Raw genomic sequence first — 14,997 nt, forward strand, 5'->3', positions numbered from 1 at the left:
GCCTCAAGGTGCCGGTGACCAAGTCCAAGGCCGAGCAGGAGGCCGAAGCCGCCAAGAAGAAGGCCGAGGAGGAGGCCAAGGCCGCCGCCGAGGCGCAGGCCGAAGCCGAATCGCAGGCCGCCAGCCGTTCCGAACAGCGTGAATCGCTGTACGACGCCGTTCCCGACACCAACACCGCCACCACCGACACCACGACCGGTACCGACGACTCCACCGGAACCTCCGACGCTTCCGGCACCACGTCCGCCCCGACCGGCACCAGCGGCTCGGCCCTCGCCTCCTACGCCACGCAGTTCGTCGGCTCGCCGTACGTGGCCGGCGGCAATACGCCCAGCGGCTGGGACTGCTCCGGCTTCGTCCAGTACGTGTACGCCCAGTTCGGCATCAGCCTGCCGCACTATTCGGGCGCCCAGGCCGCGGTCGGCACCGCGGTCGCATCCATCGCCGACGCGCAGCCGGGCGACATCCTCGCCAACGGCACGCACGCGGCCATCTACATCGGCAACGGGCTCGTCGTCAACGCGCTGAACCCGTACCAGGGCACGCAGATCACCGGTCTGAGCGTGTTCACCAGCGGCTACTCCATCCGCCGCGTCCTGTAATCCCGCACGCCGGCCGCAACGGCCGGCCGTCGCACCGGCGGCGATCATCGTCGTTACTTTGCGCTTCGCACAACAGCGTCCCGTCACGGGGCGCTGTTTTCGTATGCGGCGACGTACACGGCAACGTACACGACAGCGTGACGTCGCGCGCGTCGCGGGGCGTATCCGCCGACGATTTTTCCGCGTGGGGTAACACGCGATTCACGCGGTCGGCGAGTATTCTTGGGGTTGTGGGCGGCGCACGGTTGCGCCGAACGACGTAAGGAGGTCGTCATGATCAACGACAAGGCAATTCTCGTGGGAGTCGACGGTTCGCACGCCAGCTACAAGGCCACGTGGTGGGCCGCGAACTACGCCAAGCATGCAGGACTCACGCTGCAGATCGTGTGCGCGTATTCGCTGCCGAGCTACGCAGCGGTGTCCTTCGACGCCACCTATACCGCCATGGGCGACGACAACGCCGCGCACTCCGACGCGCAGGAGATCCTGTCCAAGGCCAAGGCCATCGCCGACGAGCAGGGCGTCGAGGCGGCCACGCTCATCGTCACCGGAGACCCGGCGTCCGTATTCGTCGAACTGTCCCGCAACTACAATCTCATCGTCATCGGCAACCGCGGCAAGGGCGGACTGGCCGAACGACTCCTCGGCACCACGTCGTCGTCGCTGCCGGCGTACGCGTACTGCCCGATCGTCGTCGTGCCGTACACCGACGACGACGGCAACCTGATGCACCTCAACAACACGATCACCAAGGTCGCGGTCGGCTCCGACGAATCCAAGTGGGGCCTCAAGGCGCTCGAGATCGCCGCCGCGTTCGCCGACAGCTGGGGCGCCGAACTCGACGTGATCTCGGCCGTGCCGAAGATCCAGGGCATCGACGGCGAGGAAGGCGTGATGGAGTCCTATCTGGACGATCTGACCGTGCGCATCAAGCCGCTGGCCGAAGCTCATCCGAACCTGAAGATCAACAAGCAGGTCGTGCCCGGCTCCGCGGTGAACGCGCTGACCAAGGCCAGCTGGAACCATGACGTCGTGGTCGTCGGCTCGCGTGGTCGTGGCGGATTCACCGGCCTGCTGCTCGGCTCGACCAGCCAGGGACTGCTGCAGCACGCCGTGACCCCGGTGTACGTGGTGCCGCGCAAGTATGTGGAGGCCGCGGAAAGCCGCCTCGACACGGTGCCGAGCTCGCCGGCCGAGGTCACGCCGAAGCCGATCGAGGCGATCAGCGGCGTCGAGGAGATCGCGGTGCCCACCGCCGAGCCGGAGGTCGCCGCCAAGATCGAGGCGAAGATCGATCCGGATCGCCAGTAGGCTTACGGCTGTAAACATGCGATTGCCCGGAATCGTTGTGCTGAGTCGGTCTCAGTGCAACAAATCCGGGCAATTTTAGTTGGTTTCCCGGAATCGTTGTGCTGAGTCGGTCTCAGTGCAACAAATCCGGGACGATGCGGCTGATTTCCCGGAATCGTTGCACTGAGTCGGCGTCAGTGCAATAAATCCGGGAAACCGATGTCGTTGATGGTGAATCAGCGGCGAATCGTCACATCCATGCGCACCGGGGTCTCCTGCACGTAGGTGTGCTTGACCGTGCAGCCCTTGTCGATGTGGCGGGTGATGCGCTCCTTGAGCTTGTCGGCGTCCTCGTCGCTCAGGTTCGCGTCGGTCGCGTCGACGACCACCTGCTCGTTGAAGTTGATGTACGCGTCGTTGTCGGCGTCGTACGTGCCGTCCACGACGATCCTCGCGCCCTTGCCCTCGCCGAGCGTGTGCTCGATGGCGAACTGGCTGGACAGGGCCGCGCAGCCGGCCAGTGCGATCTTCATCAGGTCGCCCGGCGTGAACACGCCCTTGCCCTTGCCGAACTTGAGATGCGCGCCGTCGTCGCTGAACGCGTCCCACGAACCGTCCTTGTTGCGCTCGACCCACAGTCGCTTGCCCATAGTGTCCTCCTCGTCTTGTTGCGGCGCGACCGTCGCGCCGATGTCGACACGTCCAATGTATCCCACAATCGCGCCGCGGCCGTCCGCCGCGCGCATAATGTGAATCGACGGCGGCCGCAAGACGCTCGCACGCCGTCCCCGCCGCGTTCGGACCGTTTCAAAAACCCTTGCGGGACAACGCGTTTCGGGCGAGTCTGCTATAATCACGCGCCTCACGCTATGCTGAAAGGCATGGCATTGACACCGGAACAGCTTGCAGACATCCGCGCGCGCATCCCGGCGCGTCCCGACACCGACATCCCCACGCCGTACGAGGACCTCGTGCGCACGATCCTGACCGAGGGCACGCTCAAGTCCGACCGTACTGGCACCGGCACGATCTCGCTGTTCGGCCGGCAGATCCGCTTCGACCTGTCCGACGGCACGTTCCCGCTGCTGACCACCAAAACCGTGTTCTTCAAGGGTCTCGCGTACGAGCTGCTGTGGTTCCTCAAAGGATCGAGCAACGTGCGCTGGCTGCAGGAGCACAACGTGCACATCTGGGACGAATGGGCCGACGAGAACGGCGACCTCGGCCCGGTCTACGGCGTGCAGTGGCGCAGCTGGCCCGCGCCCACGCCCGACGACCCGAACCGCACCATCGACCAGATCAGCAACGTGCTCGATCTGATCAAGCATCATCCCGATTCGCGCCGTATGATCGTGACCGCGTGGAATCCGGCCGAGGTCGACCAGATGGCCCTGCCGCCATGTCACGCGCTGTTCCAGTTCTACGTGGCCGACGGGCGCCTGAGCTGCCAGCTGTATCAGCGCTCGTGCGACATGTTCCTCGGCGTGCCGTTCAACATCGCCTCGTATTCGCTGCTTACGCTGATGATGGCCCAGCAGGCCGGACTTGAGCCGGGCGAGTTCGTGTGGACCGGCGGCGACTGCCACGTCTACGACAACCACATCGAGCAGGTGCTCGAACAGCTCGGCCGCGAACCGTATCCGTATCCGAAGATCCGGATCCGCAAGGCCGACTCGCTGTTCGATTATGACTACGGCGACTTCGAGATCGTCGGATACCGTCATCATCCGACCATCAAGGCGCCCGTCGCGGTCTGACGGCTCGGCCGTGGCGGTCTGACCGCTTGACCGTCGCGGTATGACTATAGAATCTGACCCAGTTCAACCCAAGGAGTGATTGAAATGGAGCATGACAGTAGTCGCAGTGGCTACCACGAACCCGAGCCCGGATCTGCCGGGCTCGACGACACCGAGGATTGGGGTGATGATTTCCCCAAGACGTTCTCGGTGAACCTCATCTGGGCCGAGGCCCGCGACAAGGAAGGTCGCGAAGGGGCCATCGGCTTTGACGGAGGCATGCCTTGGCACCTGTCCGAGGACCTGAAGCATTTCAAGGAACTGACCGTCTCGCATCCGGTGATCATGGGACGCAGGACCTGGGAGTCGCTTGATCCGAAGTACCGTCCGCTGCCGAACCGCGACAACATCGTCGTCTCGCACGATCCGCAGTACCGTGCGCTCGGCGCGACCGTCGCCGAAAGCCTCGACGACGCGATGGACTATGCGCGGCAGGAGGCGATCCCGGACGACGGCATGGACCGCAGCGAGATCTGGGTCATCGGCGGCGCGCAGATGTTCCGCGAGGCCCTGCCGCTCGCGTCCAAGGCGTACGTGACGATCATCGACGCGAACGTGGACGCCGACGTGTACGCACCCGACATCCGCGACCTCGTGGACGCCGACCTGTGGCACATCGCCGACGAAGGTCACTGGCGCAAGCCGGAGAAGGCCGAGGCCAAGGCCAGCGGCATCCGGGCGTACCGGTTCGTCACCTTCGAGAAGACCCGCTGACCGGCCGGCCTTTCCGGCCGGATCAGTCGCATCGACGAACGGGCCGTCAGCGGGCCGATGAACCGATCCAGCACCGATCACCGAACCGATACCGAACCGATCCAGCACACCGAAAGCAGTGAGATGACCGCAGACCACCTGTACACCGTGATGACCGTATGCACCGGCAACATCTGCCGTTCGCCGATGGCCGAAATCATCCTGCGCGCCGAATTCGAGGCGCGTGGACTCGCCGACCGCGTGCGCGTCATGTCCAGCGGCGTGTCCGACGAGGAATACGGCAACCCGATCGACCGTCGCGCCGTGCGCGTGCTGCGCGCGGACGGCTACGAGATCCCCGCGCACCACTTCGCGCACCGCATCACGCGCGAGGAGATCAACGAAAGCGACCTGTTCCTGCCGATGACCGCGTCGCACATGCGCGCCCTGCTGCGCCAGCTGCCGGCCGAGAAGCGTTCCGAAGTGCACATGTACCGCAGCTTCGATCCGAACCTGCCGAAGCCGTCGGCCGGGCGCGAGGACGAGATCGACCTCGTCGACCCGTGGTACGGCGGCCCGCACGAGTTCCAGGTCGCGATCGACCAGATCAAGGAGGTCGCGCCGTACATCGTCGACTGGGTCGAGGCCCGGCTCGGCTGATATCGGGGCGTGCGTTCCGCGTGTGCCGGTATCGTATGTCGTATGTCTGAAGTCGTGAATCAATCTGATATTGCCTTGGATGAGGACGTGTCGACGTCCTCGTCGGTTACGTCGATCCTGCCATCGGACGCGACTGTCTCGTCGGACGTGGCTGTCGCGGCGGACGAGGCTGCCGCATCGGACGCGACGAACGCCGGTCGTCCTCCGCTGTACGGACGCAAGGTGCTCTCGTTCGTACGTCGATCCGCGCGTCTCGACGATCGCCTGCAGCGCGCGTGGGACGCGTACGCCGACCGGTACCTGCTGGATATCAACGCGGGGGAGGGCTCGCTCGACGTGCGCGACGGCCTGCGGTTCGACGCGGAGTTCATGCGATCGACGTGGGGCAATGACCGGCCGCTGATCGTCGAGATCGGCTCCGGTCAGGGCGAGAACGTCGCTGCGGCGGCGGCCGCGCACCCCGAGCTGAACTTCCTGGCGCTGGAAGTGTACGATCCGGGCGTGGCGCATACGCTGCTGCTGGCCGGCAAGCAGGATCTTGACAACATTCGCATCGCGCAGGTGAACGCGCCGGAGCTGTTCAAGGCGTGCGCGCCGGGCGTGCTGGCCGAGGTGTGGACGTTCTTCCCGGATCCGTGGCCCAAGATGAAGCACCACAAGCGGCGCATCGTGCAGCCGGAACTGGCGGGCGACGTGCGGCGCGCGCTGGTCGACGGGGGAGTGTGGCGCATCGCCACCGACATCGAGGACTATGCGCTGCATGTGCACGAGGTGATGGACGACGCGGACGGATTTGAGAACGTTGGCTCGCTGACCGTGAGCCTGCCGATCGCGCACGTTGGCAAGGGCAACGCCGACACGGCCGCCGATCTGCCGCACGCCGATTTCCGTGAGTCCGAGCGGTTCGAGGGACGCGTGCTCACCAACTTCGAGAAGAAGGGGCTCGCCGCGGGGCGTGTGATCCACGACTTCACGTATCGCACTGTGTGAGTGCACCGTGTGATCGCGGGTGCGGAGCATGTCGGATGGTCCCAAGCCCGTCGTGCCGGAGTATGCCGTGCGATCACGGATATGAGGCGCACTGGACGGCGCGCCGACCGGTGCGCCCGTGATCGTGCCCTCTGAAAGCCTTGGAATCCCGGCCGACACGCCGATGTTGCGCGTATGAGGCGACTCGCGTATTATCAATCGAGTTGTCCGCCCCCATCGTCTAACGGTTAGGACACCAGACTTTCAATCTGACAACGAGAGTTCGACTCTCTCTGGGGGTACCCACCGGCTCCGGGCTCCACGAGGTATCGTGGCCCGGAGCCTTTTGTTTCCAACGGTTTCAGGCCGTCAGCCTGGCCTTCAGCCGCTCGAACAGGAAACCCGGCGGTGGCCACTGCCACCAAAGATGCACCTCCATCGCCCCTCATGCCTCTCAGCATCTGCTCGTACATCGTCGCGTCGAGAAGCAGCAAGGGCGATATGTTGAAGAACTCCGCCACCGCGGCGATGTCCTGGATGGTCCAGGTGGTCTTGCCGGTCATCTTTGCCGACACGGCCTGCTTCTTCAGCCCCAGCGGGGCGCACAGGGCCTGCTGATTCATCCCGCGTCCGGTCAGCTGCATGTTGACGTTCCAGATGAATACCTTCTGCATATAATCCCCGAGTCCATTGGATTCAGGTGATGGTTCAACGCCTGACATATCATGTCCTTCCGTATTGGAATCGTCCATTACCGATGGACATAATCCTACAACAGCAATTTGCTATGACGCAAGTTCCTTGATATATTGTCTATCGTGAATGGACTTATAACAGGTAGAATGGACTCTCCGATGCGCCGCTACATGATGGCGGCGGGTCTGAGCTGTCGCGACCTCGCGAAGGAGATGGGCAAATCCAAATCCTCGGTCGCGGGGAAGGTCAACGGATCCATACCGTGGCAACAGTCCGACCTGATCTGGCTGGCCATTCACCGAAACCTGTCCCCGGGGTACGTGCTCGGCATCGATGCCTATCTCACGGACGGCGGGTGGAAACCCGAAACAAGGGTCCCCGAGCCGGCTGGAACCCGGCGCGGGGATTGAACGGCAACAACCATGGAGCATGCGGGCGCGCGAATCCGCCAAGATCAGACGCCCGACGTTCCGACTTACCGAAGGAGGGTCATCGCCATGACCGATTCTACCAATACCGCCGGCGTTCGTCCGGCGTCCGTTTTCAAGCCTAGCCGCTCACGCGACGACGAGCGGCGGACGACGAGGACCGGCGGGAACGTCGATCTGCGCATCGCGAAGGCGCATATGCTGTCCATGCTCGCCCACCCGTCCCGGGGCTCGCGCCGCTGAGGCGCGTGTCCGCGGACCGTTTCCCGAATACCGGCCGAACCATGTGGTGGCTGGTCGTTGCCGCCGTGTGCGTATCCGGCGGTGTCTTCTCGTACGCCTTGTGCCGTGCCGCCCGCCTGGGCGACGAGATCGGCGCGCGGCTGCGCGAACGCCGCGAAGCGGATACGTCTCGCGATGGTGGGGAGGTCATGCGATGAGCAGCAGGGCCGAGAACTGGGCATGGGAGCGCGACGACGTCAAGGGCATCACCAAGTTCGTGCTGGTGTACCTGGCTCGCCGCGCCTACTACGACGATGGTGCGGCCGCCTGGCCAAGCGTGGAGACCATCGCGTTCAACTGCGGGTGCTGTGAGCGCACCGTGATCCGTTCGTTGCAGGAGCTGGAGCGCAAGGGCTACATCCGCCCCGGCGACCAGGAGATGTCGGCGCGCAACCCGCGCACCCGCAAGCCGATCGCCAAGGGACACCGCTCCCGCGTATGGGACGTCGTCATGGACGGCGACCATGCCGCCGAGAACATCGAGGAGAAACCCCGGAATCTGGACGCGCTGGCGGAAGCCGAAGGCAAGCCGGATCCGGTCAAGGACAAATTGTCACCCGACGGATTGTCACCCGAACCAACAGGCTCCGGTTCGAGGACAAATTGTCCCGAAATCTTGGACAGAAAGTCACCCAATAGACAAGTGATAAACAATTCTCCCCTCATCCCCTTCGGGGATGCTCCCCTCAACGCCGAACCAGCCTCCACGAAGCCGGTCGCCGATCCGAAGCCCGGAACTGTCCAGACGCCCGATTGGGGCAAGGCGCTGCCTCCGAGGGGTTGCAGGAACCCGCTGTGGGTGCCCGAACCCGGCATGCTGCCCGAACCGGTCACGGAACGTGCCGGTCAGGAGGTGCGCGTGCTCGACGGCATCCGCCAGCACATGCTCGCCGTGGACCAACGGTTCGACGTGCCGGCGACCATGGCCGACCGCAAGGCCGTCCACTCGCTGCTGATCGACCGTCCGTACGGCGAGATCGTCGCGACGATGGATTGGGCGTACCGCAACCGCTACTGGCTGCCCCGGCTCACCAGCGGCACCAGATTCGCCACGAACTACGTGCAGCTGCGGCTGGAGATGCTCACCCATCCCGATCCGACGGGCAAGCGGGCACCGGACGCGCCGCTGCCGGTCGTCAAGGACCCCAACCGGGCCATCCCGGTCAGCTCGTCATCCGCGAGCCGCGTGCCGATCTACGGGGCGGCGTTGCTGCGCACCTCGCTATGCCAGGACCACATCGAGGGTGTCATCGCCACGGAGGCATGCCCGGTGTGCGCGTACGACAAACGCAACAGAGTCACCCATGACGTCGCCGGCCACCGCAAGGCGAAGACCGGAGCCCCGGCGGAGGCGATGCGGTCATGAGCGGGGACGGACATCGTCTTGAGACGTGGAAGAAGGCCGGCGAATGCCGCGAATTCCCCCGGCCATGGTCTGACTACATGTGGTCGCTGGAGTTCGAGCACCGCCCCGACGACGCGAAGGCGTTCCACACGGTCGCCAAGGCCGTGTGCGAACAATGCCCGGTACGCGCCGAATGCCTGGCCTACGCCGCCAGTGGCGGGGTCGAATGGGGCGTGTACGGAGGCAAGGTGTGCACTGACCGACGCAGGATCGCGCGCATGGCCGAAGCCGACGGCATCCCATGCCGGGACCGCAACCTGCCCTGGACCAAGCGCTGGCGGCTGCTCACGGACTGGATCCGCGCCCACATGAGCGTATTCGACGACGTCACGGACGAGGCCAGCGCCGAACGCCAGCAACGCCGCCTGCGCGCACGCAGGACCGCCCCATCCCCGAACCCCACATGACCCGTCAAACAATCAAATAATCAAGCAATCAAGCAAGTCAACAAGCAGGAATCCAAGCAATCATGCGAGCAGGCAACCAAGCAATCAGTCAGCCTTGCCTGCATGGTCGCCGGCAAACGCAAGGGAGAAGAACGAATGCGCATCGCCATAGCCAACGCCAAGGGCGGGGTCGCGAAGACCACGTCCAGCATCTACATCGCCGCGGTCATCGTATCCAGAGGAGGCCGCGCCGTCGTGTACGATGCGGACCCGCAATCCAGCGCGAGCCTGTGGGCCGCCGCCGCGGAACAGACCCCGGACCCGCTGACGTTCGACGTGCTGCCGGCCAACCAGGCCACGCTCCGCCAGCTCGCCGCCGGAGCGGACCCGGACGAATGGGCGATCATCGACGCACCGCCGCAGGGGCCGACCCTGGATATGGCCATCAAAGCCGCCGACTTCGTGATCGTGCCGGCGTCGGACTCGCCCATGGACCTCCAGCAGGCATGGAGCACCCTCGACATGGCCAGGATGAGCACGCCAGCCGCGCTGCTGCTGGTCAAGGCCGAACGCAACACGAAGGCGTTCCGCGACACCATGGATGCGCTCAACGCCATGGATACTCCTCGGTTCGACACGATCGTGCCGAAGGCCCAGTCCTACAAGCGTTCGCTCGGTACCAACCCGCACCAGTTGGGCGAATACCGCGACCTCGTCACCGAACTCCAGCAGATCGTCGGAAGGCAGGGGTGAGACCATGCAGGGCAACTACCAGCCGCTGGCCCGCCCGGTGCCGTTCGACGACGTGCTGCGCCAGCAGAACAAGACCGCCAAAACCATGGGCGAGCCCCTGGTCATGCTCTCGCTGCGCATACCCGTTTCGCTCAAGACCCGGCTCAAGACCACGGCCGCCGCGCACGACCTGCCCATGCAGCGGCTCCTGCGCGAAGCCATCGAACGCGAACTCGACCGGCTCGACGACACCGACGAACCGTAAGCCATCACACAAACAGACAATCCAGTAATCCAGCAATCAAGCATTCAAGCAAGCCGACAGGCAAACATTCAGGCAATCACACAGGCAGACACGAACCCGAGAACCGCGCCGCGTCTGCGGAAAGGAGCCACTATGGACTACTCGATGGAGGTCTCCGTGCTCGGCGACCGGATCAGCATCGGCGAGGACGGACGCGTCATCACCCTCGGCGTGAACACGGGATTTCCCGCAGGCTCGACGGCGGGACTGGCGTACACGCTTTCGCCGTTGCAGGCCCGCGTGTTCGGCGCTCAGATGCGCGCCGCCGCCGACTCCGCCGAAGGACATCCGGGCATGCCGTCCGACGAGGAAGTGAACGCGGCCGCGAAGGTGTTCTGCGGCGGCGTGTGGAACGGATTCGACCCGGCCAGCATGATGCCGACCGAGCAGTTCGACCGGTTCTGGAACGACGGCGAAGGCCACCAGCTCTACCTGGCGATCGCACGCCACGCGCTCATCGCCGCACGCATGTCTATCCTCGCCGGGCAAACCGAAAGCTGACAAACCAACAAGCCTGCATGCAGACAATCAAACAATCAAGATTGCCTGCATGCAGGCAATCAGACATGCAAGCAATCAAGCAAGCCGGAAAGCAAACAATACAGCAATCAAGCAATCAAGAACGGAGCAGCACCATGAACGACAACCATGACGAAACCGAAGAACCCTTCGACGGCATCGAGGAGGATTCCTCCCTTGAAGATCGGATGGGCGCGCACATCGCCACCATCGCCGCCAGCGGCGTCGCCGCCGAAGCCGAAGCCCTAGCCAACCGACAGGCCGATATGGCGGCCAGGGGACGCCGTGAAACGCGACTGGCAATCCTCGCCGCCATCGCTATCATTGGCGCTTTCGCTATCTGCGTCATTAAAACGTTAAAAAATATACATGACCCGGACGATAATCACTTTGATAAATATAGAAAATTAACCCAATTAAACCAATTGTTCCTCAGATTGCATTAGGCCAATAAGTCGCCGAGTTAAACTGACGTTTTTCTTTAGTTTTGCGGTTCTTGTTTCAATAAACAGGAACCGCCTATTTTTTGACGATAAAGAAAAGTAGCAGATATAAAGCAATAGGATAAACAATAAAACACAGCTTACATAAAACAGGCATTGATGAGACGTAAGAATAAAAATCATACTCAAATACATTGATGCGATAAATGAGAAAACCGACAATGCAATACAATAAAGTATTTTTAGTGGACGAATTTCTTTCGTCAATCCTTCAAACACCTTTATTGAATCATAAAGGATGTTTCCTAGAACGTAAACTGACAACCAGTAAAAAACAACCAATGTAAAAGAAATCACCAAATTGGCCAACAATAACTTATGCTGATGCACGGATGAGCAAACATAGACCAGAATCACAAACGACAATCCGATACTATTAAGAGTCCTATTCCATCTTCCTACACTGCGAAACACATAGCGCTTTCTTTTCCTATTGGTGACATTGCATAGCTCTTTTTCCGCTTCGTGCAATCTATTGGATAATTCCTTCAATCGAGTACGATAATTCACAGATATATCGCCTATGCCGTAAAGCATAGTGAAACAAAATAATAAACCAAAAATAAGAAGAACACCAAGTCCTTTCCCATACCGGAGAATCAGACTAGCGGATGACAGGCCGAGAAAGCAGATGGACAGATTACTGAATCGTATGAGCGTCCTACCCATAGATCTGAATCTAAACATATGATTTTTTGAAAGATCCTCAACTGCGATACCCACGGAAAGACCCGCAACTATCGCCAATAGAGCGAGGATAATAGACAGGCCTGCATCTTCTGCAAAACAGGGGAAAGCTTTTAGTATAGATTCCGTCTTGTCCCAAGAAGATTTTTCTGCCAACTCATTTAAAGATAATTCCTTATAATGACGGGCTATGGCCGAAATAGAGGATATTATTATTCCAATAATAAGCCAGAAAGACTCATATCCAAGCCATCGTAAAAATTCAGCGTTTTCAACCTTGTTGTCATTATATATACTATCTAGGTCGATTCCCTGATTACCAACCGAAATATGATATTCATTATTGCGATATAGCGGACTTTTATAAGGTGCGGAGATATGTTTTTCATGTATTATCATATTGTATACTTCCTTGTACGTAATCATCTGCAATTCATCGACAATGTCTTATCGACTGCGAATCTGCGTTCCATATAGTCCTCATTATCTACATCATGCCCGCATTTGTCGAAACTGAAATAGATGCGAAATACAATGTTATAGACGACCTCTGCGTTATGTTACAAATACTCTAAGTCCACATTCTTAACCATAATTCGTGTCCGCAGCCGGATGGTCCTAGGATTGCTAATGCGGCTCCAGGCTATCCAGCTACGGATGACCTATTGCAGTTCGCCTGCTAGGTATGGTTCCACGAATGCGAGGTTGCTGCCGCGTTCGAGTGAGTGGCAGTCTTGCATGGCGTATTGCCATGATTCCTCCCAAGTCACTGGATTGCCGTGTATCCGTCGCAAGGATTGGAGGGTCGTCGAGAACAGGTTCGGGTCTCGCGTGAAGCGGTCCGCCAGTTTGATGGCACCACTTTGCTTGTGTTGCGCGTCTAGGTTGTCAATCCTGCCTCGGAACGCGTGCTCGAGGTTGCGGCTGACATAGAACAGGCGGTATGGAATCATGAGTGTGGTGCGGCCGTTCTTCTTCCTGAACCCGTCGAGTTTCAGCAGGGCGTCCACGCCGTTTTTCTTGGTCGTCCGGTCGGCGATCAGGGCGGTGCGGTTCGTGGTGATGATGTCGGTCGTCGAATACAGGGTCCCCTCCGTGGATGGGTCCTCCCGTACGCAGTCGTCGGGCGCGAACGCGCCGTCCAAGTCGCAGATCTGGATGATGTGGCCGAGTTGGCTCCATGTGTGGTCGTGATCTTTGAGGTAGTATTCGACGAGTTCGCGCACGGTTTGCGAGGGTTTGTCCGCGGGGTAGAACCCGTTGCGCCGGTGGAATTCTTCGCGGTGGTTCGGCGCGGTCAGCACGTCGCAATGGAATTCCTGACCTTGGAACAGGCGGTTCTCGATCAACGCGGAGAATGCGGGCACGAGCAGGCTGGCGTCGCTCGCGCCTTCCACGACGAGCAGGACGATCTTGCGTTTAGCCACGGTCCGCCTCCGTCCCGGCGGCGTTGAGTGCTGCCAGATCGTCGTCGATGTCGTCGTCCTCGTCGGGGTGGCCGGCGGCGTAGAGGCTGTTGCCGAACATGCGCGGGATGGGCGGATCGTAGATGTCGGGGCCGCTCCATCCGAGTTCGCTGGCCGTCAGGTACCGTTTGCGCTGGTTGTTCGTGGAGGACTTGCGGGGGATGGTCGCAAACCGATTATTGGGGTCGGTCACCGTTGTGCGGATGCAGCTGTTCGGCAGCACCTCCAACGCCCGCAGGTTGTGGGCGGTGAACACCAATTGTCCCGCGCACCCGTCCGCCAGCTGGCTCAGCATGTCGCCGAGCAGCAGCTCGAACACGCCGGAGTCGAACTCATCCACGGCGACCAGCGCGTTTTCGTCGTTGTATGCGTGCTTGAGGTAGCCGAGCAGCGCGGTGATGCGTATGATGCCCTCGCTTTCGCAGCGGAAGGGGACCGTGACGTCGCCGCGGCGGGAGAACAGTTCCGCGGTGACCCGGTCCTCGCCGTCCTTGCCGGAGGGCGCGGTGCCGGTCTTCAGCAGGACGTGCAGGCCGGGCACGATGGTGGGCAGGATGCGGTCGAAGGATTCCACGGTCTGTCCGAGACGCTTCGCCTGTCCGGGGGTCAGCGGGTTGGGCTGCAGCAGGTCGAACGCGAACTCCGTGTTGCGGCCCTCCGGGTTCTCCTCCATGATCGGGATGATCGCGAACGCGGGGTAGGAGCCGCGGCGGGTGGTGGACACGAAGATGTCATTGGTCGCGTAGCTGCACAGGGCCTCGCGCAGGCGCACGAACTCGCTGAAACGCTCGTTGATGTACGTCAGCGATCTGGAGGATACGCCGTTCGTCTCACGCACGCGGGCGACCGCCCAGTCGATCAGGAACTCGGCGTCCGGCCGGTCATCGAGCGTGGCGCACCGGGAGAACAGGAAGGAACGCCCCTCCATGTACGCGCGGTCCGCGGTGCGCGAGACCACGGTCTTCACCGAGCTGACCGCCTCGATGGAACGCCACACGTAGACCGGGGTCGACACGAACCCGTCCGCCTCGGAGTCCTCCATCCGATGCCCCAGCACCTCACGGCCCAAGCGCGAGGGGTCGTCTCCGATGCGCACCGATTCGGCGACGACGCGCGCCCGCGTCGAATCCGGGTTCGCCTTGCGCATGGACACCCTGTACTCAAGGTAACTGGGCTTCTGCTTGCCTCCGATGAGGAACGTCGCCGTCACGGTCGCCGAACCGGCGCTGGCGCTGACGACATCGCCGGCGGTATCCGGCAGCATGCCCCCGGATAGCAGCGCGCGCAGTATCCCGATGGCGTCGATGACGGTGGTCTTACCGGACCCGTTCTGCCCGTAAATGCCCGTGACACTGCCGCCGGTGGGCAGATCATCGAAATCCAGGACGCCATGCGATATGTTCCTCATGTCGTCCAGAACAAGTCTTTTCAAACGAATCATCGCATTGCCATTCTCTAAAACTCGTAATAATCAATTTTTAATTGAAATACATGACTATTATACAACGCAACCTGCATGCATACCGCCGCGTTTCGCAATCAGATCATAGCCGGAGCGACACAACAGCCCCGGCCCGCA

General features: G+C 61.5%; 18 protein-coding genes, 1 tRNA gene and 1 pseudogene. 15 read left to right on the plus strand and 5 right to left on the minus strand.

Annotated elements, in window-relative coordinates:
- Nucleotides 1-602: C40 family peptidase (locus JS533_RS08515; RefSeq protein WP_241514006.1), on the plus strand; the 602-nt coding region annotated here is incomplete at its 5' end.
- A 273-nt stretch (nt 603-875) separates the two neighbouring features.
- Complete coding sequence (locus tag JS533_RS08520; RefSeq protein ID WP_241514007.1) at nt 876-1,913, plus strand: universal stress protein; 1,038 nt, start codon at nt 876-878, stop codon at nt 1,911-1,913.
- A 215-nt stretch (nt 1,914-2,128) separates the two neighbouring features.
- Here JS533_RS08520 and JS533_RS08525 read toward each other — a convergent pair whose 3' ends face one another.
- A complete protein-coding gene (locus JS533_RS08525; protein ID WP_241514008.1) occupies nt 2,129-2,542 on the minus strand; it encodes an OsmC family protein in 414 nt (137 codons plus the stop codon).
- Between the two features lie 231 nt (nt 2,543-2,773).
- On the opposite strand from JS533_RS08525, the gene JS533_RS08530 reads away from it, so the two are divergent.
- The 5 genes from JS533_RS08530 to JS533_RS08550 all read left to right on the plus strand — a co-directional run bounded on the left by JS533_RS08530 (nt 2,774) and on the right by JS533_RS08550 (nt 6,312).
- A complete protein-coding gene (locus JS533_RS08530) occupies nt 2,774-3,649 on the plus strand; it encodes a thymidylate synthase (RefSeq protein ID WP_241514009.1) in 876 nt (291 codons plus the stop codon).
- Between the two features lie 84 nt (nt 3,650-3,733).
- Nucleotides 3,734-4,402, plus strand: coding sequence for a dihydrofolate reductase (locus JS533_RS08535; protein ID WP_241514010.1), 669 nt, complete (start codon nt 3,734-3,736; stop codon nt 4,400-4,402).
- 123 nt (nt 4,403-4,525) lie between these two features.
- Nucleotides 4,526-5,041, plus strand: coding sequence for a low molecular weight protein-tyrosine-phosphatase (locus JS533_RS08540; protein ID WP_241514011.1), 516 nt, complete (start codon nt 4,526-4,528; stop codon nt 5,039-5,041).
- A 42-nt stretch (nt 5,042-5,083) separates the two neighbouring features.
- Nucleotides 5,084-6,031: a tRNA (guanosine(46)-N7)-methyltransferase TrmB gene (gene trmB, locus JS533_RS08545; RefSeq protein ID WP_241514012.1), complete on the plus strand. Its 948-nt coding sequence runs from the start codon at nt 5,084-5,086 to the stop codon at nt 6,029-6,031.
- Nucleotides 6,032-6,240: 209 nt separating this feature from the next.
- Nucleotides 6,241-6,312: transfer RNA gene (locus JS533_RS08550), tRNA-Glu, on the plus strand.
- A gap of 174 nt (nt 6,313-6,486) precedes the next feature.
- Here the strand turns inward: JS533_RS08550 and JS533_RS13860 are convergent.
- Nucleotides 6,487-6,762: pseudogene (locus JS533_RS13860) on the minus strand (helix-turn-helix domain-containing protein); the annotation flags it as partial.
- A gap of 90 nt (nt 6,763-6,852) precedes the next feature.
- Here JS533_RS13860 and JS533_RS08555 point away from each other — a divergent pair.
- The 8 genes from JS533_RS08555 to JS533_RS08590 all read left to right on the plus strand — a co-directional run bounded on the left by JS533_RS08555 (nt 6,853) and on the right by JS533_RS08590 (nt 11,208).
- Nucleotides 6,853-7,116: a helix-turn-helix domain-containing protein gene (locus JS533_RS08555; RefSeq protein WP_241514013.1), complete on the plus strand. Its 264-nt coding sequence runs from the start codon at nt 6,853-6,855 to the stop codon at nt 7,114-7,116.
- Between the two features lie 87 nt (nt 7,117-7,203).
- The gene (locus tag JS533_RS08560; protein WP_241514014.1) at nt 7,204-7,377 is read left to right on the plus strand and encodes a hypothetical protein; all 174 of its coding nucleotides are present in this window, start codon (nt 7,204-7,206) and stop codon (nt 7,375-7,377) included.
- Nucleotides 7,378-7,570: 193 nt separating this feature from the next.
- Complete coding sequence (locus tag JS533_RS08565; RefSeq protein ID WP_241514015.1) at nt 7,571-8,782, plus strand: helix-turn-helix domain-containing protein; 1,212 nt, start codon at nt 7,571-7,573, stop codon at nt 8,780-8,782.
- Nucleotides 8,779-9,228, plus strand: coding sequence for a WhiB family transcriptional regulator (locus JS533_RS08570; protein WP_241514016.1), 450 nt, complete (start codon nt 8,779-8,781; stop codon nt 9,226-9,228). Before JS533_RS08565 ends, JS533_RS08570 begins: the two co-directional genes overlap by 4 nt.
- A gap of 135 nt (nt 9,229-9,363) precedes the next feature.
- Nucleotides 9,364-9,960, plus strand: a complete 597-nt coding sequence (locus JS533_RS08575; protein ID WP_241514017.1) for a ParA family protein — start codon at nt 9,364-9,366, stop codon at nt 9,958-9,960.
- Nucleotides 9,961-9,964: 4 nt separating this feature from the next.
- Entirely contained in the window at nt 9,965-10,204 is a 240-nt protein-coding gene (locus tag JS533_RS08580; protein ID WP_241514018.1) for a BrnA antitoxin family protein, read from the plus strand.
- A 132-nt stretch (nt 10,205-10,336) separates the two neighbouring features.
- Nucleotides 10,337-10,744: a transcriptional regulator gene (locus JS533_RS08585; RefSeq protein ID WP_241514019.1), complete on the plus strand. Its 408-nt coding sequence runs from the start codon at nt 10,337-10,339 to the stop codon at nt 10,742-10,744.
- Nucleotides 10,745-10,809: 65 nt separating this feature from the next.
- Nucleotides 10,810-11,208: a hypothetical protein gene (locus JS533_RS08590; RefSeq protein ID WP_241514020.1), complete on the plus strand. Its 399-nt coding sequence runs from the start codon at nt 10,810-10,812 to the stop codon at nt 11,206-11,208.
- On the opposite strand, the gene JS533_RS08595 is transcribed toward JS533_RS08590, so the two are convergent.
- The 3 genes from JS533_RS08595 to JS533_RS08605 form a co-directional block, all read right to left on the minus strand.
- Nucleotides 11,179-12,351, minus strand: coding sequence for a hypothetical protein (locus tag JS533_RS08595; RefSeq protein ID WP_241514021.1), 1,173 nt, complete (start codon nt 12,349-12,351; stop codon nt 11,179-11,181). The two genes, JS533_RS08590 and JS533_RS08595, sit on opposite strands and share 30 nt — an antisense overlap.
- 263 nt (nt 12,352-12,614) lie before the next feature.
- Entirely contained in the window at nt 12,615-13,379 is a 765-nt protein-coding gene (locus JS533_RS08600) for a hypothetical protein (RefSeq protein WP_241514022.1), read from the minus strand.
- On the minus strand, nt 13,372-14,859 hold the full coding sequence (locus JS533_RS08605) for an AAA family ATPase (RefSeq protein ID WP_274619220.1): 1,488 nt from the start codon (nt 14,857-14,859) through the stop codon (nt 13,372-13,374). The genes JS533_RS08600 and JS533_RS08605 overlap by 8 nt, the downstream gene beginning before the upstream one ends.
- Nucleotides 14,860-14,997: the final 138 nt, after the last annotated feature.

This window comes from Bifidobacterium amazonense, assembly GCF_018555435.2.
Taxonomy (GTDB): Bacteria; Actinomycetota; Actinomycetes; order Actinomycetales; family Bifidobacteriaceae; genus Bifidobacterium; species Bifidobacterium amazonense.